Genomic DNA, 24,822 nt, shown 5'->3' on the forward strand with positions numbered 1-24,822 from the left:
CACACTTGCTTATTTCTTGTTCACGGTTGCTACCTTAGGATGTTGACAATGCGCGGATGAGCACCTTCGCTGCAGCCGGTGGTGTTCCGCCACGCGGCCTCAGAGCCACTCCCGCCAACATTCCTAAGAGTGATTGTCGAAGACATGATGGAAAAGACGCAACTCAAGTCGCCGGAGCAGATGAAGTTGTTTGACCACGATTTCGAGACCATTCTCGATGCTATTCCCCAGCCGATTATCATCAAGGACGAGCTGTCTCGCTTCCGTTTCCTGAACGCTGCGGCATGTGCCCTGGTCGGGAAGACGCGCGGAGATCTGGTTGGCCGCACCGATTGCGACATCTTGCCTGGCGTCGAGGCCAATCGCATTCGCGAGATGGACAAGGAGGTCCTCAGGACGGGTACTGCTCTCTCCGTCGAGGAAGACATCACCTTGTCGGACGGCACGGTAAGGCACCTTGTGACGCAGCAGCGTCGTGCCGAACTCGCCAGTGGAGGCTCGAAGCAGAGGCTTGTCGTCGCGACGATCCAGGACGTCACTGCCTGTCGCAAGGCCGAGACCGAACTGCGCAACAGTGAAGAGCACTATCGGTCATTGGTTGAGCTGCATCCCCAGGTCCCGTGGACCGCAAGTCCATCCGGAGACGTTCTCGAGGTAGGTCCGCGCTGGAAAGACATCACCGGCTTCGAAGCCGGCGATGCTCTGAAGAGAGCGAAGGCGATACATCCCGACGACCTCGACGGCGTGCAGCGCCTGTGGTTGAGATCGCTTCTGACCGGCGAGCCGCTCGACGTCGAGTTCCGCCTTGCGACCGCAGAGGGATGCTATCGTTGGTTTCGCAACCGTGCTGCTGCGCGAAGGGCGCAAGACGGCACGATCGTTCGCTGGTACGGGATTGTCGAAAATGTCGACGATCGCCGCAGGGCGTGGGAAGCCCTCCAGGAAAGCGAATCCCGTTTCCGAGCGATCGCCGACGACGCGCCGGTGATGATCTGGGTGACGGACGCAAGTGGTGCCGCCACTTACCACAGCCGTCTTTGGCTCGAAACCACCGGTCAAATCGCCGAGCAGGCCAGAGGTTTCGGATGGGCGGATGCCGTTCACCGAGATGATCGTCAAAAGGTCGAATGCGGCTTTGACGATGCCTTGCGGCGGCAAGAACCTGTTCGGGTGGAATATCGACTTCGTCGCGCTGACGGTAGCTTAGCCTGGGTCATTGATATCGGGCAGCCGCGCTTTGCTTCGGATGGCGGGTTTCTCGGCTATGTTGGCATTGCGCTCGACATCACGGAACGTCGCAAAGCGGAACAGGAGCGGCTACTGGCACAGAAGCAAATTCACCACATGGCGCGACACGATTCGCTCACGGGATTGCCAAACCGACAGTTTCTGCGCGAGGAGTTCAAACGGATTTCGGACCAGATCGCGCCAGGCACAAAAATCGCGCTTCTCTGCCTTGTTCTCGATAATCTTAAAGCGATCAATGACGCCTATGGTCGAACCACCGGCGACCTGCTGTTACGTCACGTGGCTGAGCGGCTCCGAAAGTGTGTCAAGCACTCCGACATGCTCTGCCGCTTCGGTGGCGACGAATTCGTCGTCTTGCGCACGGGCATCACGGGCAGCAACGAGGCGCGCAACCTGGCTCAGCAGTTTATCGGTGTGCTTGAAGTGCCGTATGAGCTCGATGGAACGCAGGTTGATCTTGGCGTCATCGTCGGCGGGGTGGCCGGCCGGGTGGCTGACCAGTCACTCGACGAGCTTGTTCAGTCTGCCGATATTGCCCTTGAGCGGGCCAAGGCCGGCGGCCGCGGCACATACGTGGAATATGAGCCCGGTATGGACGCTGATCTTCAAACAAAACAGCAGATGAAGGTCTCCCTTCGGCGTGCGCTCGCAAACGGCGAGCTGGAGGTCCACTACCAGCCGCTGGTAAGCCTGCCAACAGGCGTAGTCACGACCTGCGAGGCGCTCGTGCGGTGGACACATCCAGAGCTCGGGCGGATATCCCCAGCGGAGTTCATCCCGATCGCCGAGGAGACCGGGTTGATTACTCCGCTCGGTGACTGGGTTCTGAGGCAGGCATGCAAGGAGGCGACCAAATGGCCATCGCATGTCAGTGTGGCAGTGAACCTGTCCCCCCTGCAGTTCAGGAATTCGGGGCTCGCATGCGACGTTCGCGATACTCTGGGCGAAACCGGGTTGGACCCATCACGATTGCAGCTCGAAGTGACCGAGTCAGTGTTGCTCGATGAGAGCGACAACAACCTCCGGCTCCTTCAGGAGCTGCGTCAGCTCGGCGTCAAGATCGCCATGGACGATTTCGGGACCGGCTATTCATCGCTCAGTTATCTGAGGAGCTTTCGTTTCGACAAGATCAAGGTCGATCGCAGCTTCATTTCCGACTTGCCGATGAGCACGGAATCGTTGGCGATCATACGCGCGGTCGCCGGAATTGGTCGCACCTTGGGAATTACAACGGCTGTCGAAGGTGTCGAGACGGAGAGCCAGCTCGACGCCATCAAGGCAGAGGGGTTTGATGAGGCGCAAGGTTATCTGTTCGCACGCCCCCTCCCCGCCGAGCAGATACCTGAGCTCATCCAGACCATCCATATGCAACCCGCGTGAACGACGCCATCGCAAGAACACGGTCAGGAGACAAGCACGACAAGTCGGATCTCTGGGCGTCAACGACCGTCGAAACGTTCAAGCATTCTCTTGAGCTGCCTGTTTTGCAGATGAAGCTTTTGAGCCAGGAGGGTTCTCAGCTCCTGGATTTCCTTGTCGAGGATGACCACCTCATTCAAGAAGGGGGGGTCCCCGGAGCGCGAAGGTTCTGCGTGTCGATCTTTATCTGCGAAACCAACGCTCTTCGCGCCGGCGGGGGGCCTCTGCTTACGCTGTCGGTGCTCGACCCGCGGTGTCGTCAGAAACTCTGTGCTTTGCTTACCTTGTGGCGCCTCGTCAGCCGCTTCCGTCGCTGAAGGTTGCGCTGCATTTAGCGTAGTGGTTTCCATTTCTCCAATGGGCAGGTCCGTTGGCTGCGCGGCAACAGCGGCGTCGTCCGCTTTGTCCACCGCCAAGGAAGAATGATTGACCGGGATGCCGGCGTCGCGATCAGCGGTGCCTGGCGCTTCCGTCGGATTATCGAACGGACGCGCCGGCGTGTGTTCGGCTTCGCTTTCAAGAGCGTCGGGTTCAGCGCCCGACGGTCGTCGCCGCGACGCCAGTTCAACAAGGAATTTCCACGGGGTTTTCATCGTTCCACCTTAAGAACCTGGAGCGCGATTCGCCGTAGCCATTTTAGACCTGCCGTGCTGCCGGTTACTACGAGGCAAGGCCACGAATATCTCATCTGCTTGACCGCCGCGCCGTGATGGTTGTCACGCTCAACCGCCACTTGTTTCCCGCGGATGGCACAAAGATGGCGCATAGCCGTCGCCTCTGATGCAGATCCAGCCGGTTCCAGGCGTTTCGTAGCTGCCATGGGGTTTCGTCGGTGCGGTATGCTGCCGCGGAGCTTATGAAAAGTGAGCGTTTGGGTAGTCCGCTCTGCTCCCGCACGCCAAAAAGTTCGGTTTCGTTATAGAACCACGACGGTGCGCTTGGCGGGCCGCCCAAGCGAGATTTGTCGCGTTTAACATCGGTCCGGCAGCACAGGCTGAGGAGACGGCGGAAAGCTATGAAATTAGGACGCTGTCGAGGATTTGCGGTCGGATACGGCCACCTGAGCACAACAGAAGATCCCGAAGCCCGGGCTGCGAAACCTGATTTACCGCCGCGTCAAGCGGGGTCCATTTCAATCTTCGGATCTGCTTTTCCGGGAAGTCTGCGAGTGTTTCCTTCACTTCAAGCAAGTGGACGCTGATGTGGTAGGATAGATCACTGCCTTCCTTGGTGTAGTCGAACGAGCCAATCGTCTCCCTTGATACGACGCCGCTTACACCGCCCTCTTCCATGGCTTCGCGAGCAGCCGCAACAGCAGAGCTTTCTCCTGCTTCGATCTGCCCCTTCGGGATTCCCCAGCTCCCGTTTCTGCGGCTGGTGACAAGCAGCACCTCGATCGCGTTGTCTGCAGATGCTCGATAGCAGATCGCACCGGCTTGCTCGATGGTGCGCGGCAAGACGGCGACGGCCTCCGGTCGGGCAAAGCGGCTTGATGGCAAGCGATCGTCCCCCTTCACCTCGTAGCCCCGCGGCAAGCTGGCAATCGCAGCAGGTTTGCTGCCGTTTATGACTGTTCTATGACATGCAACCGTAGCCGTGAACGGGGGCGATCAGACGAGAAACCGAATGTCCCTCCCGAACGTGCCAGATTTGCAAAGGCCGCGTGATGTCCAGGGCGACAGATCCTCGACGGCGATCAGCGGGCCGGCGGTGCAACTGGCGACGTTTGGCTTCACGATGCGCCCGCAAACCTTGGATGCAGCCCGCGGCAAAGAGCGGCTTTGCATGATCAGCGCCGGGGATGCTGTATGTCCGCCACGGTGCGCAATGCTCGCCCGGTTGACGGTCCGGAATAGGCGTCGGCGCTCAAGATCTCGTCTGCAAAGACAATACCGGTGTCTTCGATAATCTTTGCCACCGGGACCTGGAAATTCTGACCAGGTTTTGTGCTGTTCGGCCCGACCGGGAGTCGTTCGAACGGAATGTCGAGGGCAAAGTCCTGCTGACTGACCATGTAGCCGCTGGTATAGAGCCTGTTGTTCTTGTCGGTTACCGCAATGACCTTCCAGAAAAACTGTGGGATCAGAATTCCCCGGTGCTCTTCATCGTCCGCGCGAAACAGCGGCCCGGAGAAGACGGACGCCTGAACATCCTCCTCGTCGGTGTTGTAGAGCAGGAAGTTTTCGAGACCCTGCCAGAGATCGGCGCCCTGATTGAAGCCCCAATATTGCGGCGAGCAATTGGTCCACTGGAACGTGTTGTCATTGGCCTGCTTGGCAACGCGGATCTCGCCCCAAACCGGATCGAGGCGGCGCACGAGGTGGCCGCGGTCGAAATAGTTCTTCGATGGCACCGGCTCGTTACCGTAGAGTTCGTCGCCGTTTTGCAGTTCCTCTGGCACGCGCGGATCATAAAACCATTTGTCATTTCCCCGCTCCAGGTTCGTCCAACGGGCACCGGCGATGTTCACGGCCGTGTAGAAGGCCATCTTGCGCTTGGGATTGGCATTCAGGACCACGGAGAAATGCTGGTAGCGCAGGACGTCGTCGGTTGCACCGGTGACCTTCGCCGGCGAACCATGCCGCAATGCGTTCACCCCGAGTGTGGGCAGCGGGATTTCGACGGGCAGGAAATCCGATCGATATCCTTCGCGTCCATCGAAATAATTGGCCGGGTGCGTATGCTGCGTCGGCCGGCGTCTTGCTTCGGCAGGAACAAGCCTGAGGGCCGGTGCGGCGACGAGCGGCGGCCCGACGATGCTCTCTCCTGGTGTCGTGCCAGCAAAGGCTTTCACCCCGGTGGCATCGGCAATGAGATCGTCGATGAGGGTCGAGCGCGGAAAGCCCGGGGCTGCAACCTGCTGTTCGGCGTCAGCGATGAGCTTGGAAATGCGAACGCCTTCATTCGCGAGCCAGTGAACTTTGTCGACGGGCAGATTGATGGCGATGCGAGCGGGCGCCGTTGTCTTGTCGGTCAGCACCCAGTGTTCCTTGCCATCGATCATCCTTCGGTCTGGAACGCCTGCGTGATGCAGGCAAACCACCTGCCAGGCATCCGTGAAGACGGCTGCGCCAGACGAACCATTTGCCGTATCGGAAGAGTACCAGAGGAAATTGTCGCGCTCCGGGTCCGCCTCGTCCCCATATTTGACGAACTTGTTTTCTCTGAGCGAGATGCGCTTCGTCTTGGCATCGGGATGTTGAATGATGGTCGCATACTGGCCGACCTCCGTCTTTCCGGTGCGCGCGTCGAGACGCAAGAAACCGAAGTCGGAGATTGGCGTCGCGCCATCCTCGCTGTTTTCCTCGATCGCAACGACCGTGTAATCGAGCGCATCCCTCGGGCTCGTTACAAAACCATCTTGCGGGGAAAGCCGAAAGCGTGTCGTGCGTTTCAGCCGCCCTTCGGCGTCGAGTTCGTAGCCGAATTCGACCGTAGCCTTGAGAGCGTCTTCAGCGGAGTCGATGACGTGATTGTTGGTCAACAAGAGCCGCGGCCCGATCAAGAACCCTGTCCCCCAGTCGCTACTGTCGCCAACGGGTGCCGGAACATTGATCCTGCACACCGCCCTTGATGCCATCAAACCACGCTCGAGATAGTTGATTTCGACGAGATCGTTTTCGCCGATGAGGGACTCAAAGACGTCGAAATCCACCCCGGCCCCAGCGCGCGCCCGATGGACGACCTGCTCAATCAACCGTATGGGATCAACTTGGGGCACAGCCTCGCGGCCTGCGGCGATCTGATCGGCCAGTTGTTCGTCCGCAAATTTGGAGAGTTCCATTGGTAGCCCCTCTTCAACTGTGGCGAAAAACTACAGCACGGAAACAACAGCGACGTGACGAACCGACTGGTGATCCAACAATAGCGGAAAGAATTGCTCGCGGTTTGCAGTATCCCCCAGTCGATTGAAAAATAATACAAATCAGCTTGTGTGAATGTTTTGTGACATTTGCATGTGATCGCCGCTTCATTATCGATTTGTTATCCCTCGCCGCCTATCGATGCCGTGATGCTGCGCGGCACGCGGCTGCCACCTCAACGAAATTTCGGGACATCTCATGGGCTGGGTCGATCGCCTCCTCTCGCGTTTCAAAATCCGAACGAAGGTGATGCTGCTGGTGTTGCCCTTCATCCTGAGCATCAGCGCGGTCGGGGTGACTGGCATGCTCGCATCCGGGCTTCTGCAAAGCCGCATGGCGATATCCAACGACGTCGCGGCATCGCTGCGCGGCTTCAAGGATGTCTATGCGGCAATGATCGGCTTTCTCGACCAGACGACCGAAGAAAACCGGGCGCTCGTCTTCAGCAAGCTCGACGAGCAGCGCGCCGCGCTCGACGCTGCCGGCGCACGCCTGACGCCGAAGGCCGAAGGCTGGGCGGAGCTCGAAAGCGCATCCGCGGCGCTTTCTGCGATCAACGGCCGAATGGACGACCTTTGGGCTCTGCATGCCGATGAAGCCCGCCTCGAAGCCGGCATCAAGGAGGCCTTGGGGGTCATCTCGACATCGCAGGCGGATCTCTTGACCCCCGCCACCGCGTTCGACAAGTCGATCTCCACGCAGGAAGACGACGCCAAGGAGAAACTGCGTGACGCGCAAAGGATCCTCTCTGCGACAAGCTTTGTCGTTGCGCTCAGAGATGCATTTGCCGCGCGCAAGGACGATGGCGAGGGCTATCGGGCGCTCGCCGCAGCCATGGGCGACCTGAAGATTCACCAGAAGCTGCTACCGATCGCGTTGCCGAAGAAATCCAAGCCGCTGGGCAAGGCCTTTTCGGTCAACGTCAGGGCCTTGAGTGCGCTGGTGGATGACAAGGCGCGCCCGCCGGAAAACATAGAGAAAATCCTGGATGTCTTCGCTGAGCTCAAAGCGCTTAAGGAGCCGTTGGAGGCGGCGGCGACCGCGAAGATGCAGGATGTGTCGACGACTTTCGAGGAGCTCGATGCCTCGGTTGCCAAGGCCGGGCTCGTAATGCAGGACACGCGGCATCTCACCGATGCCATCTACCTGACGCGCATCGCACTTGCCGAATTCATGCTCGACCGTTCCGCAGAAAAGCAGTCGACATTGGCAATGCACCTCGCGCAATGCCGCAACGCGCTCTTTGCGCTGAGCTCCACGGCGGGCGATCTCGGCTTCGCCGGGGAGCAGTCGACCAAGCTCGCAACCTCCTTCGACCGGATTGAACAGTCCGCCGTCGAACTTGTCGGCGCCACCGGCAAGCGCACACAGCAATTCCAGGCCGCTGCCGACGAGATCGACCATATCGGCGAGCAGATATCGCTGTTCGCCGACCTGCAACGGAGCGCCGCCGGGCGCCAGAGCCAGGATGCCAATAGGCTGTCCATCGGCGCCATGGTTCTGGGCGTGATCATCGCTCTCGTTTCCGGCGCGGCGCTGGTGCTGACGCTGAAGGGGCCGATCGGGGAGATCACCCAGACGATGCGCAATCTGGCCGGTGGCCTGCTCGACACGGCTGTCGCTAACCGGAACCGCGCCGACGAGATCGGCGAGATGGCGCGTGCCCTCGACGTCTTCAAGACCAATGCGAAGGCGAGGATCGCGCTCGAACAGCGGTCCGAGCAGGAGCGCGCCGCCGCCGATGCCGAGCGTGAGCGAAACGAGGCGGAAAAGTTGCGCCGCGACCAGGAAATCGCCTTCGCAGTCGACGCACTGGCAGATGGGCTCGACGCCATGGCAAAGGGCCGGCTGACCTCAACGATCGAGACACCCTTCGCCCCGGCGCTTGACAAGCTGCGCACCGATTTCAACGCCGCCGTCGCGGGCCTCAGAGTCGGACTCGAAAAGAACTCAATGGTAGCAATACCTTGCAAGGCGTCGGGTGACGAGGCGAATGTGGGCGATCATGATCCACGCCTCGGCTGAAGCGACTGATTTCTCAAAGTCCTTCGCCAGTCTACGGCATCTGCCAAGCCACGCGAAAGTGCGTTCCACGACCCATCGGCGCGGCAGAACCTCAAAGCCCTTTGCCTTGTCGGTGCGCTTGATGATCTCCAGAGTCCAGCGCCCGATTTTCTTCAGCCGCCTCTTCAGTTTGTCGCCAGCATAACCGCCATCGGCAAAAACATGCAGCAACCACGGCCATCTATGGCGGATGGATTTCAAGAGGTCTGGAGCACCGTCCCGGTCTTGAATGTCGGCGCAGTGGACCATGAGACCGACCAAATCACCCACTTCTTTTTGAGGCAGCCTCTCAGGCAAACCCTCCTCGACATCCGCACGACGTCGTCCGTCATCCGAAGCGGCCGTCAGATGGCCGAGGGCGCCAAGGCGCTCTCCGGTCGCACCGAGCAGCAGGCCGCGTCGCTCGAAGAAACAGCCGCAAGCGTTGATGAGATCGTCGCCACCATCCGCAGGGCAGGCGACCAGGCGGCCAATGCCGACAATACGGTCTCCAAGGCCAAGCAAGACGCCGATCACTCCACCGTGGTCGTGGGCAATGCGACTGCGGCCATGGGGCGGATTGAGGCCGCCTCCAGCCATATCGGCCACATCATCGAGGTCATCGACGACATCGCATTCCAGATCAATCTGCTGGCGCTCAACGTGGGCATCGAGGCGGCGCGCGCCGGCGAGGCCGGCAAAGGTTTTGCCGTGGTCGCGCAGGAGGTGCGGGAACTCGCGCAGCGGTCCGCCGGGGCTGCTCGGGAGATTGCCGCGTTAATCGGAAACTCCACGGCCGAAGTCGCCAAGGGCGCCGGCCTCGTCTCCGAAACCGGTGCTGCGTTGCTGGATATCTCCAAGCACATCCTCGAGATCTCGACCCAGATCGAAGCAATCGCGCTGTCGAGCCGGGAGCAGGCTTCGTCGATCGCCGAGGTGAACGTTGCAATCACGCGGCTTGATCAGCTGACGCAAAGCAACGCGGCCATGGCCGAGGAGACGCAAGCCGCGAGCTGGACGCTGTCGGGCGAGGCGGACTACCTGATGCAACTCGTCGACCGATTCGATCTTGGTGAGAACAGCGGCAGCGCATCGGAAACAATGAAGGCTGCCTGATGGAACCCCGTCAAAATATTTAACAGCAAGCACCATTGCCATTTGGATTGCGGCGCGGGGATCAGGGGCGGTGAAAACGACCCCTCTTCCCGCCGGTCGATTGAGTGTCGCACGCGCCCCACCATCAGGCGATGCCTACCCATTCGTCTTCAAGGCCTTGATATGACCACCTGCACATTATATATTCCGACGGATCGGAAGCATTAATATGGAGGCCCACATGCCCGCAGTTGCGGAAATGCTGAAGGCGAGCGAGGCTGCCGTCGTCTCGCGCGTGAGCCTACGCGACGTCAATCGCGTCATCGATGAGCATATTCTGCCAGAAGCCTTCGTGTCGCTTGACAACGGTCGCCATGTCCTGGCCGGGGCCTGCTCCCTCATCGCCTTCTATTTCGAGAGCGCGCGTCGCCTCACATCGGAAGAGCGACTGTTTGCCATCCGAACCGCAGAGGCCAGGCTGGCAAAGGCGCGCACACTTCCATGGGCTGCCCTGTTGCGAGAGGACTGGACCGTGCACCACGAGTTTCTGACGATCGATCTCATGCCCTTTATGAGAGGGGCGAGCGAACGGCTGGACGACCTTGCCGCAGCACGAGAGATTGTCACATCCTCGCCCGACATTCTTGGCGGTACGCCCGTCGTCCGGGGGACCCGCGTTCCGGTCTACGATGTTGCCGCATCAGTCGCTGCCGGTCATTCGACGGAGCGCATTCTAGAAGCCTGGCCTAGCCTGAACGCGGAAAAGATAAGGCTTGCCTCAATCTACGCGGAAGCTAACCCCTTGCGCGGCCGGCCTCGCGCCTTTGGCGACCTTCCCGAAGGCTCGGTCATCGTCTCAGATCGTCGTGTCCCCCGTCGCAGGAAGACGGGATGAAGTTTCTGATCGACGAGTGCCTCAGTCCTGAACTGGCAAAAATGGCAATCGAAAAAGGCCATGGGGAAACAAGCCATGTGGTCTGGATGAAATTGGGCGGCTTGAAGGACTGGGAGCTTAAGCCAATCACTCTTGAGGGCGACTGGACGTTTGTCACGAAAAACTCGGTTGATTTCCGGGGGCCAAAAGACAGGCCAGGCACCAAGGGGCAATACACCGACGTCGCCATCCATGCCGGGCTAGTCTGCCTTAACGGCCCCCCCGGCATGGACCTCAATATGCAGATCGAGCTATTCGAGCAGGCATTGATTGAACTCGATAACGACGAGGATCTCGTCAATCGAGTGCTGGAAATTTCCCTCGAAGAGGAAGACCTGCGCGTGCTTCGGTACGCTCTCCCGAAAGAATAATCAAAAGGGCTCGGGGGGGAAATGAAGGGTCAGCTAACCGATCCTTCAGCACGGCGATTCGCCCTGTTTCGTTCGGAGCAACGATAGGTTCATTGCGCGGAACACTGTAGTCACGGGTACGAACACCGCGGTAGTGTGCCGAAGGTTCTGCAAATTCTCTGCGAGGGGCGGTCATGGCAGGCTGGTGATGTCGAAGTCACCTGATTCCCTCACGAGGAACGCTACATGACCAAGATTGAAGGTAAGACCGCCAGCACTGCGGTCAAAGACATTCTGCTTTCGAACCCCGATGGGCTGCGCGAGGTAGTCCGCGCGGTCATGCAGGAGGTGCTCGAAGCGGAGATGGACGAGGCCCCGGGGGGCGGTGAAAGGCGAGCGCACGCCAGAGCGGCTCGGCTACCGCTCCGGCTACTACGGTCGGACGCTGATGACGCGGGTCGGCAAACTGGAACTGCGGGTGCCGCAGGATCGCTCCGGGCATTTCTCCACTGAGCTGTTCGAACGCTACCAGCGTTCGGAGCGGGCGCTGGTAGCGCATCCTGGATCGCTTTCGCGCAATGCTAGACGAAGTGGAGGAGTAACGCCGCCTCCCTTGCTGATTATCTCCCCGACGCGATTGCCTATTCACGGATCTGCGTCAGGGTCATCTTGGGCGTCAGCGCTTCCGGATCGATGCGGATCTCGATTAGCGCCGGCTTGCCCGAGGCTTCCGAGCGGCGAAAGGCGTCGACGAAATCTTCGGTCGCCTTCACAGTCTCGCTGTGCAACCCGTAGGAGCGGGCAAGATCGGCGAAGTCGGGATTGCGGGCCGCGTTCCGCAAACGCGGCCCGGATAGCTCCGCTCCTGGTGCATGCGGATTGTGCCGTACATGCCATTATTGATGACGAGGAAGATGACGCGAACGTCGTATTGCATGGCCGTCGCCAGCTCCTGTCCGTTCATTAGGAAGCAGCCGTCGCCGGCAAAGGCCACGACCGTCCTCGCCGGCGCGGTAATTTTGGCCGCAATCGCGGCCGGCACGCCGTAGCCCATGGAGCCGTTGGTAGGGCCGAGCTGGGTGCGGAACGTGCGGTACTGGTAGAAGCGATGCGCCCAGGCAGTGTAATTCCCGGCTCCCATGGTCAGAATGGCATCGTCAGGCAGATGAGCACGCAGCCATGCCATCACCTCGCCCATTTGGACGGGGCCGGGCACCTGCGGATTCTTCAGATAGTCGGCATGGGCAGCCTTCGTCCAATCACCCCAGACTGGCGCAACAGCCGGTTCGAGCCCGGTCGCCTGCGACAGGAAGCCCACGGCGCTGGCATTGATCGGCAGGGTCGCGTGATAAACGCGGCCCAACTCTTCTGCGCCCGGGTGAATATGGACCAGGGTCTGCTTCGGCACCGGGATATCAATGAGCGAATAGGCGCCGGTCGTGATTTCGCCGAGACGGGCGCCAATTGCGATCAGCAGGTCGCAGTCCTTCATGTGTTGAATCAGTTTCGGCCCGGCCGCAATGCCGAGGTCACCGGCATAATTAGCATGTGTATTGTTGAAATAGTCCTGACAGCGGAACGAGGCAGCAACCGGCAGTGAGAAACCTTCCGAGAAGGAACGCAGGTCGGCGACAGCCTGCTGCGTCCAGCCGCCACCACCGGCGACGACCAACGGATGCTTGGCTTTCGCTAGCAGTTCGGTCAGCTCATCGAGTTGCGGCTGACCGGCATAGGTCTCGACGCGCTTGTAAGCGGGTGTATCGGCGACCGTCACGCGATTGGTCAACATGTCCTCCGGCAGCGCGATGACGACGGGTCCCGGCCGGCCATTGGCGGGCGCGATGGAACGCCTGGCTGACGAGTTCCGGGATGCGAGCATCATCCTCGATCTCCACTACCCATTTTGCCATCTGGCCGAACATCCGGCGATAGTCGATCTCCCGAAAGGCCTCGCGCTCCGTCTGTTCACGCGCCACCTGGCTGATGAAGAGGAGCATCGGCGTTGAATCCTGGAAGGCGGTATGCACACCAACGGAAGCATTGGTGGCGCCGGGCCCACGGGTGACGAAGCAGATGCCTGGCTTGCCGGTGAGTTTGCCATAGGCTTCCGCCATATAGGCCGCCCCGCCCTCCTGCCGGCAAATGACGAACTCGATCGCACGCTCGGCATCGTGGAAGGCGTCAAGCGCCGCGAGGTAGCTCTCGCCGGGCACGCCGAAGACGCGTTCCACACCGTGGATCCGGAGGGCGTCGACAAGGATCAGGCCACCGCTTCGCTCCTGTAAGCCGTTTCCCATCGTCTCCGCCTTCCCTTTCTTGCTATCTAGATTCCTATGGGGTCGCGCCAGAAGACCAGGCGCGACCCGAACGCCATCAGGCGTAGATGTAACCACCCGAGACGATCACTTGTTCACCGGTCATGTATGTATTCTTCGGGCCCGCGACCATCACTACGAATTCTGCAATTTCTGCTGGTTCGGCAGCCCGGCCCAACGGATTGGCCGCGGCAAGCTCGCCGAGGAAGCCAAGAGATTTGGCTTTTTCGGTCGCCATGCCCGCCGGCGCGACGGAGTTGATCAGAATCTGATCCTTGGCGAACGCATGCGCAAAGGACCGGGTCAAGCTGACGACCGCGGCCTTGGTCGCGGCGTAGTGTGCGTTCTGCGGGTGCGCCTTGAAAGCGTCGACAGAGGTAATGTTGACGATGCGTCCGGAAACTTCGCCCTCGGCCTTGTGGCCCTGCATGTGCTTCACCGCCGCCACCATCATGTGATAGGTGCCCTTGATGTTGATAGCATTTTCAGCGTCCCACATATCGTCGGTGATTTCGAGCAGCGGTGCGCGCGGATAGATCGCTGCGCAATTGACGAGCGAGTGGATGCGCCCTGCGGCCTTGACCGCAGCGTCGAAGGAAGCGTGCGCGCCTTCTGCCCGTGCGATGTCGCCGACGACCGTGAAAATCTCGGTGCCTTTTCCGGCCAGCTCTGCCTTCGCTGCATCAAGACGCTCCTGATTGATGTCGATGATGACGATCTTCGACACGCCGTCACGGACCATGAGCTTTGCCGTTTCGAGGCCGAAGCCGCTCGCACCACCGACGACGACGATGTTCATACCCTGCATGATCTTTTCCTTCCAAGGTTCGCAGTTAACGAGAAAGTTTGGACATCTGGGCGCCGCCGACTACTTGGCCCGTCGGCATCACTTCCAGGCGGGTTACGTCGACGAAGTCCGTTAACTCCAGCGCCGTACGCAGCAGTCGCGCCATGTGTTCGGGCTGGATCGCCTCATAGTCGTCGTAGAGCTTCTTCTTTGCGCCCTCTTTGCCGAGCGCTGTCCGATAGAGGTTCGTCTCAACGCGGCCGGGAACAAGCTCCGTCACCCTGATCGGTAGACCGATCAGATCGCAGCGCAGTGCAGATGAAAACAGGCTGACGGCCGCCTTCGTCGCGCCGTAAACGGAAGAGTTGGGATGAAGGGGCAAGGCCGCCGCTTGAACCGGTGAAAAAGATATGGCCGCGGCGACGTTCGATCATCTGCTTCAGGACATGCCGCGTCAGCTTGAAGACCGACCGAATGTTGATGTCGATCATTGCGTCAATATCGTCTTCAGACAGGTCGACGAGGCTTGCCGAGGCGGTGAGTAATCCGGCGTTGTTCACCAGCACGTCGATCTTTTCCCCCGCGATTTTCCCATAGACTTCGGAAACGTCAGAGAGATCGCAGACGACGGGCACGATGCCCGCGGTCGAGTGAAGCTCGTCAAGCGCAGCACGGTCCCTGCCAAGAGCAAGGACCCTGAGCCCGGCCGAGGCAAGCTCAAGCGCGATTGCCTTCCCAATACCGCTCGAGGCCCCTGTGACAAGGGCAACTTCGTATCTGTTCATCGGATCCAATCCTCAGTCCTCGAGTGCTATTTGCTAAGCGACGCAACCAGCTTGGCGAGACGTTCACACGCGCTTTCGAGTTCCGCGTCCGAAGCGGCAATCGACAGGCGGATGAACGAAGGCGAGCCGAAGGCAGCACCCGGAACGCTGGACAGACCGAATTCATTGAGGAGATAGGCTGCGATAGCTGTATCATCAGCGAGAACGGTTCCGTCCGGGGTCTTGCGACCAATGAGATTGCCAACGCCGATGAAGGCGTAGAAGGCACCGTCCGGAGGGGTGAATTGGAGTTCGGGGATCTTCGCCAATCCTCTCGCCATCAATTCGGATCGGCGAGCAAACGTCTTGGCGCCCTCAGTCACAAAGGACTGGTCTCCGGTGAGCGCTGCCAGTGCGGGCAGCCTGTGCGACACTGCACACGGACGTGACGCTCTGCGACTGCATCTTGTTGAGGCTGGCGATGAGCGCCTTCGGCCCCGCAGCGTATCCAACGCGCCAACCGGTCATGGCGTAGGCCTTCGACACGCCATTGACGATGAGGGTGCGATCGCGCAGCGACGGGCAGACCGTCCCGAAGGACACGAATGGCTGCGCGCCGAGCAGGATGTGTTCATAGATTTCGTCGGAGATGACCAGGACGCGCGGTTGGCCGGCAAGAACGCGCTCGAGGGACTTGTACTCGGCCTCGCTGTAGATCGCGCCCGTCGGATTGGACGGCGAGTTCAGCATGAGCCACCGCGTGCGCGGCGTGATGGCTTTTTCGAGAATGTCCGCGGTGATCTTGAAGCCGGTTTCCGGTCCGCAATCGACGTAGACTGGTGTGCCGCCGTGAAGAGAGACGATATCGCCATAGGAGACCCAGCATGGCGTTGGGATGATCACTTCGTCGCCGGCCTCAAGGGTGGCGAGGAAGGCGTCGAACAGAATCTGCTTGGCACCATTGCCGATCGTGATTTCGTCGAGCGTGAAGTCGAGACCGTTGTCGCGCTTGAACTTCTCGGCGATCGCCTTGCGCAGGGTCTCATTGCCAGCCGACGCGCCATAGCGGATGCCGCCGGCATGAACGGCGGCGCACGCTGCTTCGCCAACATGGGCGGGGGGTTCGAAGTCTGGCTCGCCGAGCGACAGGTCGACGATGTCGCGACCTTCGGACCGCAGTTTCTTTGCGGCCATGGCAATCGCCATGCTCGGGGATGCCTTGATGCTCGCGGCGCGATGATTTTCGTATGTCATGATGTTTCCCTCGATTGGCGTCATAGGAAAGCTTGGGGGAATGGGATGTCCGCTACATTCGCCCTGCGCGGTCGAAAAAGATGGCCGGCGCGTTGAAGGAGGCGCACCGGCCGAAACGGCCGTCAGGCCCTGGAAGCGATGTAATTGAATTCCACGTCCTGCTTCGCCAACTCGGGCGAGCGTTCGGAGGCTGGGCCGTAGCCGCCGCCACCGGGCAGCTCGAGGATCAACCTGCGACCAGCGGGAACATGCTGGCGTCCCTTCGCGGCGAGTACCGTACCGTCATCGAGTTTAACTGAGCCCGGGGCGCCGTCTTCGCCGCCCTCGCGGCCGCGTGGAGCATTCTTGACGCGGTCAAACATGGCGTTGAAGTAGATCTCGTGCCCCTGCGTCGGCGAGATTTCCACGACCTGGCCCAGACCGCCACGGTACTGACCCGCACCACCGGAACCGTCGCGCAGTTCCTTCCGCCAGAAGATGACCGGGCCGACATGTTCCGTTGCCTCGATCGACATCGACTGAACACCGCTCGGAAACGCCGTTGCACTCGAGCCGTCCAGTTCCGGACGTGCGCCCATGCCGCCGCTGTTGAACAGCAGTACCTCGGCACGCTGGCCGCCTCGGCCGGACCATTGTTGCCCTGGAGCGGGCGGGCGCTGATATGGAGGTTCCAGAGCGCGCCGGATCCTTCGGCAGGGACGCGGCCGGGCAGCATCTTATGGATGGCGCCAAGAACGGCGTCGGGCACGAGATGGCCAAGAACATGTCGAACGGAAACAGGGGCCGGGCGCTGAGCATTCAGGATGCAGTTCGTCGGCGCGGCAATCTTGAACTGTTTCAGCGACACATGGTTGTTGGGGATTTCCGGCGCCAGCGCGCACTTGATTGCGTAGGCATAGGCTGCGGAGTAGATCAACGGGCAGTTGATACCCTTGGGGCTCGGCGGTGAGGTGCCCTCGAAATCGGCAACGATTTGGTCCTTCGAAACGTCCAGGCGGACCGCGATGTCGATCGGTGCGTCGTAACCGTCGACGCGCATCGTGTTGGAGTACGAGCCAAATGGAAGTTCAGCCAAGCGCTCAATTGTCGCGTCGTAGCTGCGCTTGAAGATGAAGACGGCGAGCCCCTCCAGATCCTCCATGCGGAACTCGTCCATCATGTCCATGAGCCGACGCTGGGGGCAAAATTTGCTGCACCATCCCCATCTGGACTGCGTCGTCCCAGGTGGCGGGTTTTCGCCGGACGGTACGCAATGGATCGCCTGCAAGCCTGGGTTTTTCCTGCCGGTCCGGGTGCTCTCACGCCTGTTCCGCCGCTTGTTCCTGCAGCATGTCGCGGAAAGCTCGAAGGTCGCAACGGCGACGGTCGAGCGGATGGCGAAGCTCTGGCAGGTTGAGGAGACCATCCGCAGCCAAAGCCCTGAGGCCCGTGTCGCGGTGCGTCAGCAAACCTCCGCGGCGCTCGTCACCGAGCTCTTCTGATTAGCATTGGTCGAGCATCCGGCCGGCAAAGCCGGAGTCGCGGCCTGGCCCGAGTTTGCTCGTCATCGGATCGACCTCCTTGCCTTGAAAATCTTTTCAATCGTCGTTGAGGCAAGGCCAAAGTTTTGCTTGCCACGACCTAAGAGCCTGACTCGAAAAGGTCTCAACAATATCCGTACCTTGCCAAGCGTCGTGTCAGGACCCGGATGTGGGCGATAGTGATCCAAGCCTCGGCTGATGCGATGGACTTCTCCCAATCCTTAGCCAATCGTCGGCATCTGCCAAGCCATGCGAAGGTGCGCTCCACGACCCAGCGCCGCGGCAGAACTTCGAAGCCCTTGGCCTTGTCGGTCCGCTTGACGATCTGGAGAGTGAAGGCAGCGATCTTTTGGAGTGCGCCCTTCAGCTTCGGTCCGGCATAACCACCGTCGGCGAAGATATGTCTCAGCCACGGCCAGCGCTTGAGAATGGTTTTGAGGACGGCAGGTGCGCCGTCGCGATCTTGGATATCGGCGCTGTGAACCCTGAGGCCGACCATCAACCCGAGCGTGTCGACGACGATATGACGCTTCCGTCCCTTGATCTTCTTGCCCGCGTCATAGCCCGAAATTCCGCCGCTTTCCGTGGTTTTCACGCTTTGACTGTCAATCACGCCAGCAGATGGCGAGGCTTCCCGGCCTTCCAATTCGCGCGCCTCCATCACAAGATGATGGTTGATCCGACCCGGTAATCCTCCCCGCGAATAAGGGGCTTCAAAAGTAGAATTTTCTCGGCAAGATGCTCGAGGAGATTTTGATGAAGAAGAGCCGATTTAGCGAAGCCCAGATCATGGCGGTATTGCGCCAGGCGGAGGGCGGGATGCCTGTTCCCGACCTGTGCCGCGAACATGGCATCAGCACCGCCTCGTTTTACAAGTGGCGTGCGAAGTATGGCGGGATGGACGCTTCCATGATGAGCCAGATGAAGGCGCTGGAAGAAGAGAACCGCCGCCTGAAACGGATGTATGCCGATTTGAGCATGCAAGCCGATCTGCTAAAGGAGGCTCTTGGAAAAAAATGACGCGGCCATCTCAGCGCCGGGAGCTGGCCGAGAAAGCAGTGGCGCAACGCGGTGTGAGTGTCGCGCTGGCATGCCGGACGTTTGGCGTCAGCGAAAGCTGTTACCGGTATAGCCCGCAACGCAATGCCGACAACGAGCAGATCGCCGACCTGTTGCTTGGGCTTGTGAAGGTAAAGAAGACGTGGGGTTTTGGCCTCTGCTTCCTCCACCTGCGCAATGTTCAGGGGCATCGCTGGAACCACAAGCGGGTCTACCGCATCTACCGGGAGCTTGAGCTGAATCTGCGGATCAAGCCTCGTCGGCGGCTGAAGCGCGAGAAGCCGGATGAACTGGCGGTGCCGGATGCGCCGAACATGGTCTGGTCGATGGATTTCATGGCCGACCGTCTCGCAGACGGTCGGCAATTCAGGCTGCTGAACGTGTTGGACGACTTCAACCGCGAGGGCTTGGGCATTGAGGTCGACTTCTCGCTACCCGCCGAACGGGTTGTGCGCAGTCTCAACCAGATCATCGAATGGCGGGGCAAGCCGCTGGCGATCAGGGTTGATAACGGCCCGGAATACGTCAGCGGCACGCTCATGGAATGGGCCGAAACACGGGGAATAGCCCTGAATTACATTCAGCCAGGCAAGCCGCAACAGAACGCCTATGTCGAACGCTACAATCGAACCGTTCGGCATGAATGGCTTGATCTCTATATTTTTGACAGCATAACGGAGGTGCAGGAGATCGCCACAGAGTGGCTTTGGACTTACAATCATGAACGCCCCAACATGGGCATTGGCGGCGTCACACCCGCCCAGAAACTGAAAATGGCCGCGTGAATTCTACAGTCAAACCCCGTTAAAACGGGGAGGATTACCACCCCATAACCCTGTCGCTCGCCATTCGTAGAAATAGGACTGGACAGTTGTAAAAGGCGGAAAATCCTTGGGCATCATCCGCCACTGGCACCCCGTCGTGGCGATGTAAAGCAACGCATTCACGACCTCGCGAAGATCGGTGCTGCGCGGCCTGCCCAACCGCCGCGGTCCAGGCAGGCAAGGCGAGATCAATCCCCATTCCCGGTCCGTCAGATCGCTTGCATACCGCCTTGCGCGTCGGGCATATTGCCGACGGGTGAAATCAGTCCAGCCCATTGTGGTCTCCGTTCGTCCTAAGCAAACAAACAGAATCACAACTGGCTGATTTCACTCAACTCTTTTTCGGTCAGGCTCTAACGATTGGTATTGGTGCTGATCCTATGCTGAGCGACAGAGTTAATGTTCGGTGGCGGATTGCCAGGACTACCTGTACCGCAGGGAGTACTAATTCGACCGGAAAGGTACTGGCCGCTGTTGCAGGGAAGCATGTTCACGTCGAGAAAATAACTTCCCCTCAGCGAATTCTGGTAAGCTATAACTTCCTTCATCGACAAGGGCGCTGAGAATATTGTCGCTCCCTCAAAGCCGGGCAATGCCTCTATTGGCTCGCTCGTCGGCGGGGTTTGTCCGGGCGCACCAGCAGCGCCAATAAGCCATGGCCCGACGGATCCGAAAGTGACGGACTGCGGCCGGTTGGTCGGCGTACCGGTGTCGAAGGGAAAATGCGGGAAGCCACCGTCAAGCACGGCCTCATCCCACTGGTAAGCGGTAAACGCCAGAAAATAGGTGTACGGCGCGAAACGGTCGATGCGAACCTTGCCGTCTGGAGTGAAGGTGTAATAGATCCACTCGGTTCCGGAGAAGTCGCCTGTTGGTCCCAGAAGATTCATATCCCACGGCTTCTGCCAATATGCGGTTTGCGCCTTGTTGCCTTGAAGCAAGCTTTTGGCAAAAGACCACTTTTGCCCACTTGCGCTGGGCTTGGCGCCTAAAGCGAATGACAAGTAAGCGTCGTTGGAATTGGAACTTAATAGCGAGAGTGTGCTACCGCCATTGGGAACCGTATTATCGCGGGTCTTTTCGACCAAAAGGACAGTGAACCCCATGGCCGGGCTGATCGAGGCGATCTCTCTTGTCTCGATTGAAGAGCGACGCGGGAGGTTAAATGAAGTCTTATTCGTATAAAAGTCAAATTCCTGCTTTGTAGTATCAGGCACCGTATAATCCTCATTCGCAGCAGAGTCGTGTATATACAGCTTCGGATAGTCGCCAAAAACAGGCACAACCTTGGGGGTGAGTGTCTGAGACACTTTTGCCGAGGCGCTTTTAAGGCAGTCAGTCTGATTGGCGCATGCGGCAGCTTGGCTTGCGCCAGCACCAAGACACGCTATTACAGAGAGTGGTAGAGAGATTGTCTTTCCAGTTATCATTGGAAGATTCCTCTTTAAGCGGTAGGTCTTACCTTAGCGGCTCAGTTTGCTGGTGTTGCGGCGCCCCAACTGGCGCAGCATGTCGGCAACCACGTCGGGCCAGTCAGTGGTGATCAGATTCGTACGATTGACGATCGCCATTTCCGGTTCGCCGCGATAGTCCGGCACTATACCTCCGTGAGCGACGGATCTGGGATCGGTGTTATGCTCAAAACAACATTTTCCCGCGCTGTTGGCGACGCCCTCCGGATAATAATTACTTTCATGATAGGTGGCGAAGCCCTGCTTTTGATCGACATAGTCGAGATACGCCTGAAGACCGTCACCCTTGTAGAATTGGTTCATTTCAAACTGGACGGGGAACGGCGCCACATTCCACTGATCGTAAATTGTATCTTCGTGAGGATCATAGTTGGATTCCTTAACGTTCTGATCGTCCGGATTTTCAACTATGATCAACCCGCCTATGACGTTGGGATCGTAGGTGGTCCGATTCAGAAACGTACCAATATCCACCGCATCCTTAGCCTTCAGCTTAAACACCACAGCCTTGCTGAGCTTTGGGTTCTTTTTGGCCGCGAGAATATCAAGGCAACGCTGCGTGAGCTCGATGGGATCAGTGGGATCCTGTTCGTCAACCGCCCCTTTCACATCGATGATCATCACATAACCATGCCCATCATCTGTGACGTACTGCGCGAGCAGATCAAGCGCCGCGGAAAACGTCATGAACTTGGCGTTGCGTCCTCGCGAGTCCTTGAACACGCGCCCATGACGGTCGCGTAGATCGGCTTGCTGTACTTGCGAGTAGTTCTGATCGTACAAGAAGCCGGTTCCAGTGGACTCGCGCTCCATCCTGTAATCGTGAGATAGAATGACTTCCTTATCGGCGGTAAACCGGGCATCGACCTCCACGGCTTCAATCTGTGAATTCCAGGCGTCCTGCAAGGCGTAGGCTGAGTTCTCGGGATATACCTCCCAAGATCCGCGGTGCGCAGATAGTAGAACCAAGTCCTGGTCAGGTTTTGGCACTCTAAACATGTTTCTCGTGATGGCGCCGACCAGATATGGTGATGGGTTCACTGGAAGCACCGCCTCTGCCCTGACATTTGACGAACAACATAAGGCAAATATTGACGTAGAAATCAGCGCTACTCGCATGATCAATCCCCGATGAAAACAACGTGACACGCCTGTTCATGACGCCATACTAAGCGCTAATCACCCACGGCCGGCTAATCCACCGAAGATCTGCCGCTGCCGTCTGCTTTAAACGAAATCCTCGCAGCAAGTTCCGTGCCGAATTGGCGCGCCCCTTACGCCGCACCATTTGTCGGCGCCGCGGTCCGGACCTAACGAAATCCTGGCCGGCCACCAACATTCTTGTCCGGCTTAGGACAAACGGTTCGAACAATCTGTTGCAACGAAGATTAATTTGCGCAATGTAATTAAGTGGCAAGGGGGCCCACGCAAGAGGTGTGCATCTTCAAACTTGGGAGAAGCTCATGAAACTGTCACTCGTCCTTGCATTCCGCAGCCATCGCGATTGCTGCGACATTTTCGGCGAGAGCCGGCGCGCTGACCATCAACAGTGCTCAAGGCGGCGGACGCGCGCGCTGTGGCAGCCGGCGCTGCGTATGGCTTTAAACTATCCTGCGCAGGCAGAGGGGATCCTCTCATGGAAAGGTCGGCTTCCTCCCGGAAGCCGCTTTCCTGCTGCTGAGGTCCGAACTCGAACTGAACTCCACGTGGACTAAGTGGCGGAGGGTGGTCTCGCCGGATAGGGGAGGCATTGGGCTTCACTGCGCTCGCCATCCCTCATCAAGAAGTCGGTAGGAGTATATGGCCGCCTGTAAGCCATCCTTTCGCCGGCGATGCTCTTGGTTTCCGAGACCGACGGTCCGTAGTGCATAATCTGGCGGTTGGATTTGGGAAACCATGCTCTCACCCATCAAAAAATCGTGCCTTCGATGGGTGTCCGAAGGTAGATCTGTCGCCGAGATCGCACTGATTCAGGGAAAACGTATCCCTGAAGTCGAACAAAGCCTTGCTCGTGCGCTTGAGGCGCTTGGAGCAAAATCGATAGAGGAAGCGCTCAGAAAGGCCAATATCTCAATATCCAAATAAGATCTCACCTCGAGTGGAGGTGATTGTCTTTCCATCACGGAGGATGGCATGATCCTGCGCCAGGTCGGCGCGACGCAGCCCGGACCCGCGGCAACGCGCATAAGCGAAGACGCTCGACGGCATATCGGCAGACTCGGCCCGCTTCCGGCAATGATTGCGGACCGTGCCCGGCTCCGCACAATGCTCGCGAGCCTCGCGCGAACATTGCATGTCGGGTGCTGGCCGACTGCTTCTTCGATCCCGGCACTGCCGCCTGCCTGAAGCAGGCAACTGATGCCAAAGGCCCGCTGACAGCGCTTTGCCAGCCGACCCTTGTCCTGATGCCTGCATCACCGCAAGACATCGGCCCGCCTGGGCCCGTTCAGCGCAAGAAGCCAGGAGCCTGTTGAACGAGAATCGACTGTCCATCTTCAGCGCAGTATCCTCCAGCAGGACCTCGAGCGAATGATGGTGGTCCTGATCAACATAGACGAGGTTCGGACTGCGTCTGGCTCCTGATGCTGAGCGGGCCGTGGCAGGCTTCGATCGCCGAGCGGGATGCCGTCATCGAGGGGCTGCGGCAGGAGCTGGCCCGATGTGTTGACGCCAGGGTTGTCGCCTTGAAGCGCTCGCGGCGAGACGACGCCGGCTGAGAGAGCCGCGCATCATCTAACCGCCTTGTTCCGCGCGCGCCGATCATGATCCGCGCCTCCTTTAGCTCGCCCGTCGAGGCAGGGCTCGGGTGTGGCAGACGCTGCCAGCCCATCAACCCTGTTCCGCACCAGCACCGAGAACAGGGTGTGACGGGCCGGCCTCCCGCGTCTGCCCCTGCCGCCTCGCCCTCGACGGAGAGGGCGAGCTTAAGGAGGCAGCAATGACCACAGATCGCACCCCTCAGACCCCGACCGATGTCTACGAGCGGGTCACCAGCCAGATCATCGCCGCCATCGAGGCGGGCGCCAGCGACTACCGGATGCCCTGGCATCACGACGGATCGGCCATCACCACGCCCGTCAACGTCGCCTCAAGCAAGGCTTATCGCGGCGTCAACATCCTCTCGCTCTGGGCTGCGGCGCACGCTGAAGGCTATGCCGCCGGCATCTGGGGCACCTACCGCCATTGGCAGGCGCTCGGCGCTCAGGTTCGCAAGGGCGAGCGCGGTCACTTGGTCGTGTTCTGGAAGACCACCGATCGTGACGCGGCGGACGCCCAACACGGCGACGAGGATCGTCACGAGCCCGCCCGGCGTCTGTTCGCCCGCGGCTACACCGTATTCAACTGCGCCCAGGTCGACGGCTACACGCCGCCCGAGATGCCGGTGCTGCCCGAGGCCGAGCGGATCGAGCGGGCCGAACGGTTCTGCGCTTCCCTCGGCATCGACATCCGCCACGGCGGTTCGCAGGCCTATTACCGTCCGTCTACCGATCATGTGCAGATGCCGGTGTTCGCCTGCTTCCGCGACGCGGTCGCCTACTACGCCGTATTGCTCCATGAATGTGGCCACGCTTCCGGCGCCAAGCGTCGCCTCGACCGCGATCTTTCCGGACGCTTCGGCTCGGCCGCATACGCTATGGAGGAATGCACGGTCGAGTTGTTGAGCGCGATGATCTGCGCCGATCTCAACCTCAGCGTCGAGCCGAGACCCGACCACGCCCGGTACATCGCCTCCTGGCTCGAGGTGCTGCGCTCCGACCAGCGCGCCATCTTCACTGCGGCGAGCAAGGCGCAGCAGATCGCCGACTGGATGCACGCGCAACAGAGCGACGCTCAGAGGAACGAGGTCCGGGGCGCTGCATAGGCGCCCCCAGCGA

General features: G+C 59.7%; 14 protein-coding genes and 10 pseudogenes. 10 read left to right on the forward strand and 14 right to left on the reverse strand.

Features of this window, described 5'->3' with window-relative positions:
* Positions 1-147 precede the first annotated feature (147 nt).
* Entirely contained in the window at positions 148-2,628 is a 2,481-nt protein-coding gene (locus SS05631_RS29900) for an EAL domain-containing protein (protein ID WP_050988439.1), read from the forward strand.
* Between the two features lie 59 nt (positions 2,629-2,687).
* Here the strand turns inward: SS05631_RS29900 and SS05631_RS29905 are convergent, their stop codons facing one another.
* The 3 genes from SS05631_RS29905 to SS05631_RS29915 form a co-directional block, all read right to left on the reverse strand.
* Positions 2,688-3,260 (reverse strand): hypothetical protein, encoded by a 573-nt coding sequence (locus SS05631_RS29905; RefSeq protein ID WP_095678164.1) that lies wholly within the window; start codon positions 3,258-3,260, stop codon positions 2,688-2,690.
* Positions 3,261-3,680: 420 nt separating this feature from the next.
* The gene (locus SS05631_RS29910) at positions 3,681-4,124 is read right to left on the reverse strand and encodes an NUDIX hydrolase (RefSeq protein ID WP_245369181.1); all 444 of its coding nucleotides are present in this window, start codon (positions 4,122-4,124) and stop codon (positions 3,681-3,683) included.
* 332 nt (positions 4,125-4,456) lie between these two features.
* The gene (locus SS05631_RS29915; RefSeq protein ID WP_037427262.1) at positions 4,457-6,451 is read right to left on the reverse strand and encodes a DNA/RNA non-specific endonuclease; all 1,995 of its coding nucleotides are present in this window, start codon (positions 6,449-6,451) and stop codon (positions 4,457-4,459) included.
* A 277-nt stretch (positions 6,452-6,728) separates the two neighbouring features.
* Here SS05631_RS29915 and SS05631_RS29920 point away from each other — a divergent pair, with 277 nt between their 5' ends.
* Positions 6,729-8,555: a methyl-accepting chemotaxis protein gene (locus SS05631_RS29920; protein ID WP_245369182.1), complete on the forward strand. Its 1,827-nt coding sequence runs from the start codon at positions 6,729-6,731 to the stop codon at positions 8,553-8,555.
* On the opposite strand, the pseudogene SS05631_RS29925 reads toward SS05631_RS29920, so the two are convergent.
* Positions 8,481-8,861, reverse strand: a pseudogene (locus SS05631_RS29925) (transposase); the annotation flags it as partial. The gene SS05631_RS29920 and the pseudogene SS05631_RS29925 overlap by 75 nt on opposite strands.
* Positions 8,862-8,942: 81 nt before the next feature.
* Between SS05631_RS29925 and SS05631_RS29930 the strand changes: the two are divergent.
* The 4 genes and pseudogenes from SS05631_RS29930 to SS05631_RS29950 all read left to right on the forward strand — a co-directional run.
* A complete protein-coding gene (locus SS05631_RS29930; RefSeq protein ID WP_050994798.1) occupies positions 8,943-9,689 on the forward strand; it encodes a methyl-accepting chemotaxis protein in 747 nt (248 codons plus the stop codon).
* A 208-nt stretch (positions 9,690-9,897) separates the two neighbouring features.
* Positions 9,898-10,563 carry a DUF433 domain-containing protein gene (locus SS05631_RS29935; RefSeq protein WP_080579329.1) on the forward strand — a complete coding sequence of 222 codons (666 nt, stop codon included), beginning with the start codon at positions 9,898-9,900 and terminating at the stop codon, positions 10,561-10,563.
* On the forward strand, positions 10,560-10,973 hold the full coding sequence (locus tag SS05631_RS29940; RefSeq protein WP_037427488.1) for a DUF5615 family PIN-like protein: 414 nt from the start codon (positions 10,560-10,562) through the stop codon (positions 10,971-10,973). The genes SS05631_RS29935 and SS05631_RS29940 overlap by 4 nt, the downstream gene beginning before the upstream one ends.
* Positions 10,974-11,198: 225 nt before the next feature.
* Positions 11,199-11,508: pseudogene (locus tag SS05631_RS29950) on the forward strand (transposase); the annotation flags it as partial.
* 150 nt (positions 11,509-11,658) lie between these two features.
* Here the strand turns inward: SS05631_RS29950 and SS05631_RS32710 are convergent.
* The 6 genes and pseudogenes from SS05631_RS32710 to SS05631_RS29975 all read right to left on the reverse strand — a co-directional run.
* Positions 11,659-12,741: pseudogene (locus SS05631_RS32710) on the reverse strand (thiamine pyrophosphate-dependent enzyme).
* A complete protein-coding gene (locus tag SS05631_RS32715) occupies positions 12,659-13,249 on the reverse strand; it encodes a thiamine pyrophosphate-binding protein (protein ID WP_348225566.1) in 591 nt (196 codons plus the stop codon). The pseudogene SS05631_RS32710 and the gene SS05631_RS32715 overlap by 83 nt, the downstream one beginning before the upstream one ends.
* A gap of 76 nt (positions 13,250-13,325) precedes the next feature.
* Positions 13,326-14,075 (reverse strand): SDR family oxidoreductase, encoded by a 750-nt coding sequence (locus SS05631_RS29960; protein WP_037427491.1) that lies wholly within the window; start codon positions 14,073-14,075, stop codon positions 13,326-13,328.
* 25 nt (positions 14,076-14,100) lie between these two features.
* Positions 14,101-14,839: pseudogene (locus SS05631_RS29965) on the reverse strand (SDR family oxidoreductase).
* A 26-nt stretch (positions 14,840-14,865) separates the two neighbouring features.
* Positions 14,866-16,072: pseudogene (locus SS05631_RS29970) on the reverse strand (pyridoxal phosphate-dependent aminotransferase).
* A gap of 122 nt (positions 16,073-16,194) precedes the next feature.
* Positions 16,195-17,246 (reverse strand): annotated as a pseudogene (locus SS05631_RS29975) (hydantoinase B/oxoprolinase family protein); the annotation flags it as partial.
* Position 17,247: 1 nt separating this feature from the next.
* On the opposite strand from SS05631_RS29975, the pseudogene SS05631_RS32720 reads away from it, so the two are divergent.
* Positions 17,248-17,550, forward strand: a pseudogene (locus SS05631_RS32720) (transposase); the annotation flags it as partial.
* Between the two features lie 166 nt (positions 17,551-17,716).
* Here the strand turns inward: SS05631_RS32720 and SS05631_RS29990 are convergent.
* Positions 17,717-18,274, reverse strand: a pseudogene (locus SS05631_RS29990) (IS5 family transposase); the annotation flags it as partial.
* A 74-nt stretch (positions 18,275-18,348) separates the two neighbouring features.
* On the opposite strand from SS05631_RS29990, the gene SS05631_RS29995 reads away from it, so the two are divergent.
* Positions 18,349-19,436, forward strand: a protein-coding gene (locus tag SS05631_RS29995) for an IS3 family transposase (RefSeq protein ID WP_095678167.1) whose coding sequence is annotated in 2 segments (ribosomal slippage) — positions 18,349-18,610 and positions 18,610-19,436 — 1,089 coding nt in all. Because the reading frame shifts where the segments join, the coding sequence is not laid out codon by codon here.
* 42 nt (positions 19,437-19,478) lie between these two features.
* Here SS05631_RS29995 and SS05631_RS30000 read toward each other — a convergent pair.
* The 3 genes and pseudogenes from SS05631_RS30000 to SS05631_RS30010 all read right to left on the reverse strand — a co-directional run.
* Positions 19,479-19,751: pseudogene (locus SS05631_RS30000) on the reverse strand (transposase); the annotation flags it as partial.
* A gap of 77 nt (positions 19,752-19,828) precedes the next feature.
* Positions 19,829-20,905 carry a hypothetical protein gene (locus SS05631_RS30005; protein WP_037426355.1) on the reverse strand — a complete coding sequence of 359 codons (1,077 nt, stop codon included), beginning with the start codon at positions 20,903-20,905 and terminating at the stop codon, positions 19,829-19,831.
* Between the two features lie 33 nt (positions 20,906-20,938).
* Positions 20,939-22,066, reverse strand: coding sequence for a glycerophosphodiester phosphodiesterase family protein (locus SS05631_RS30010; RefSeq protein WP_078070379.1), 1,128 nt, complete (start codon positions 22,064-22,066; stop codon positions 20,939-20,941).
* A gap of 1,023 nt (positions 22,067-23,089) precedes the next feature.
* Here SS05631_RS30010 and SS05631_RS32405 point away from each other — a divergent pair.
* Together SS05631_RS32405 and SS05631_RS30025 are read left to right on the forward strand one after the other, a co-directional pair.
* Positions 23,090-23,530 (forward strand): annotated as a pseudogene (locus tag SS05631_RS32405) (integrase); the annotation flags it as partial.
* A gap of 355 nt (positions 23,531-23,885) precedes the next feature.
* Positions 23,886-24,809: a zincin-like metallopeptidase domain-containing protein gene (locus SS05631_RS30025; protein WP_037426346.1), complete on the forward strand. Its 924-nt coding sequence runs from the start codon at positions 23,886-23,888 to the stop codon at positions 24,807-24,809.
* The last annotated feature ends 13 nt before the right edge of the window (positions 24,810-24,822 follow it).

The organism is Sinorhizobium sp. CCBAU 05631 (assembly GCF_002288505.1).
Lineage (GTDB): Bacteria > Pseudomonadota > Alphaproteobacteria > Rhizobiales > Rhizobiaceae > Sinorhizobium > Sinorhizobium fredii_C.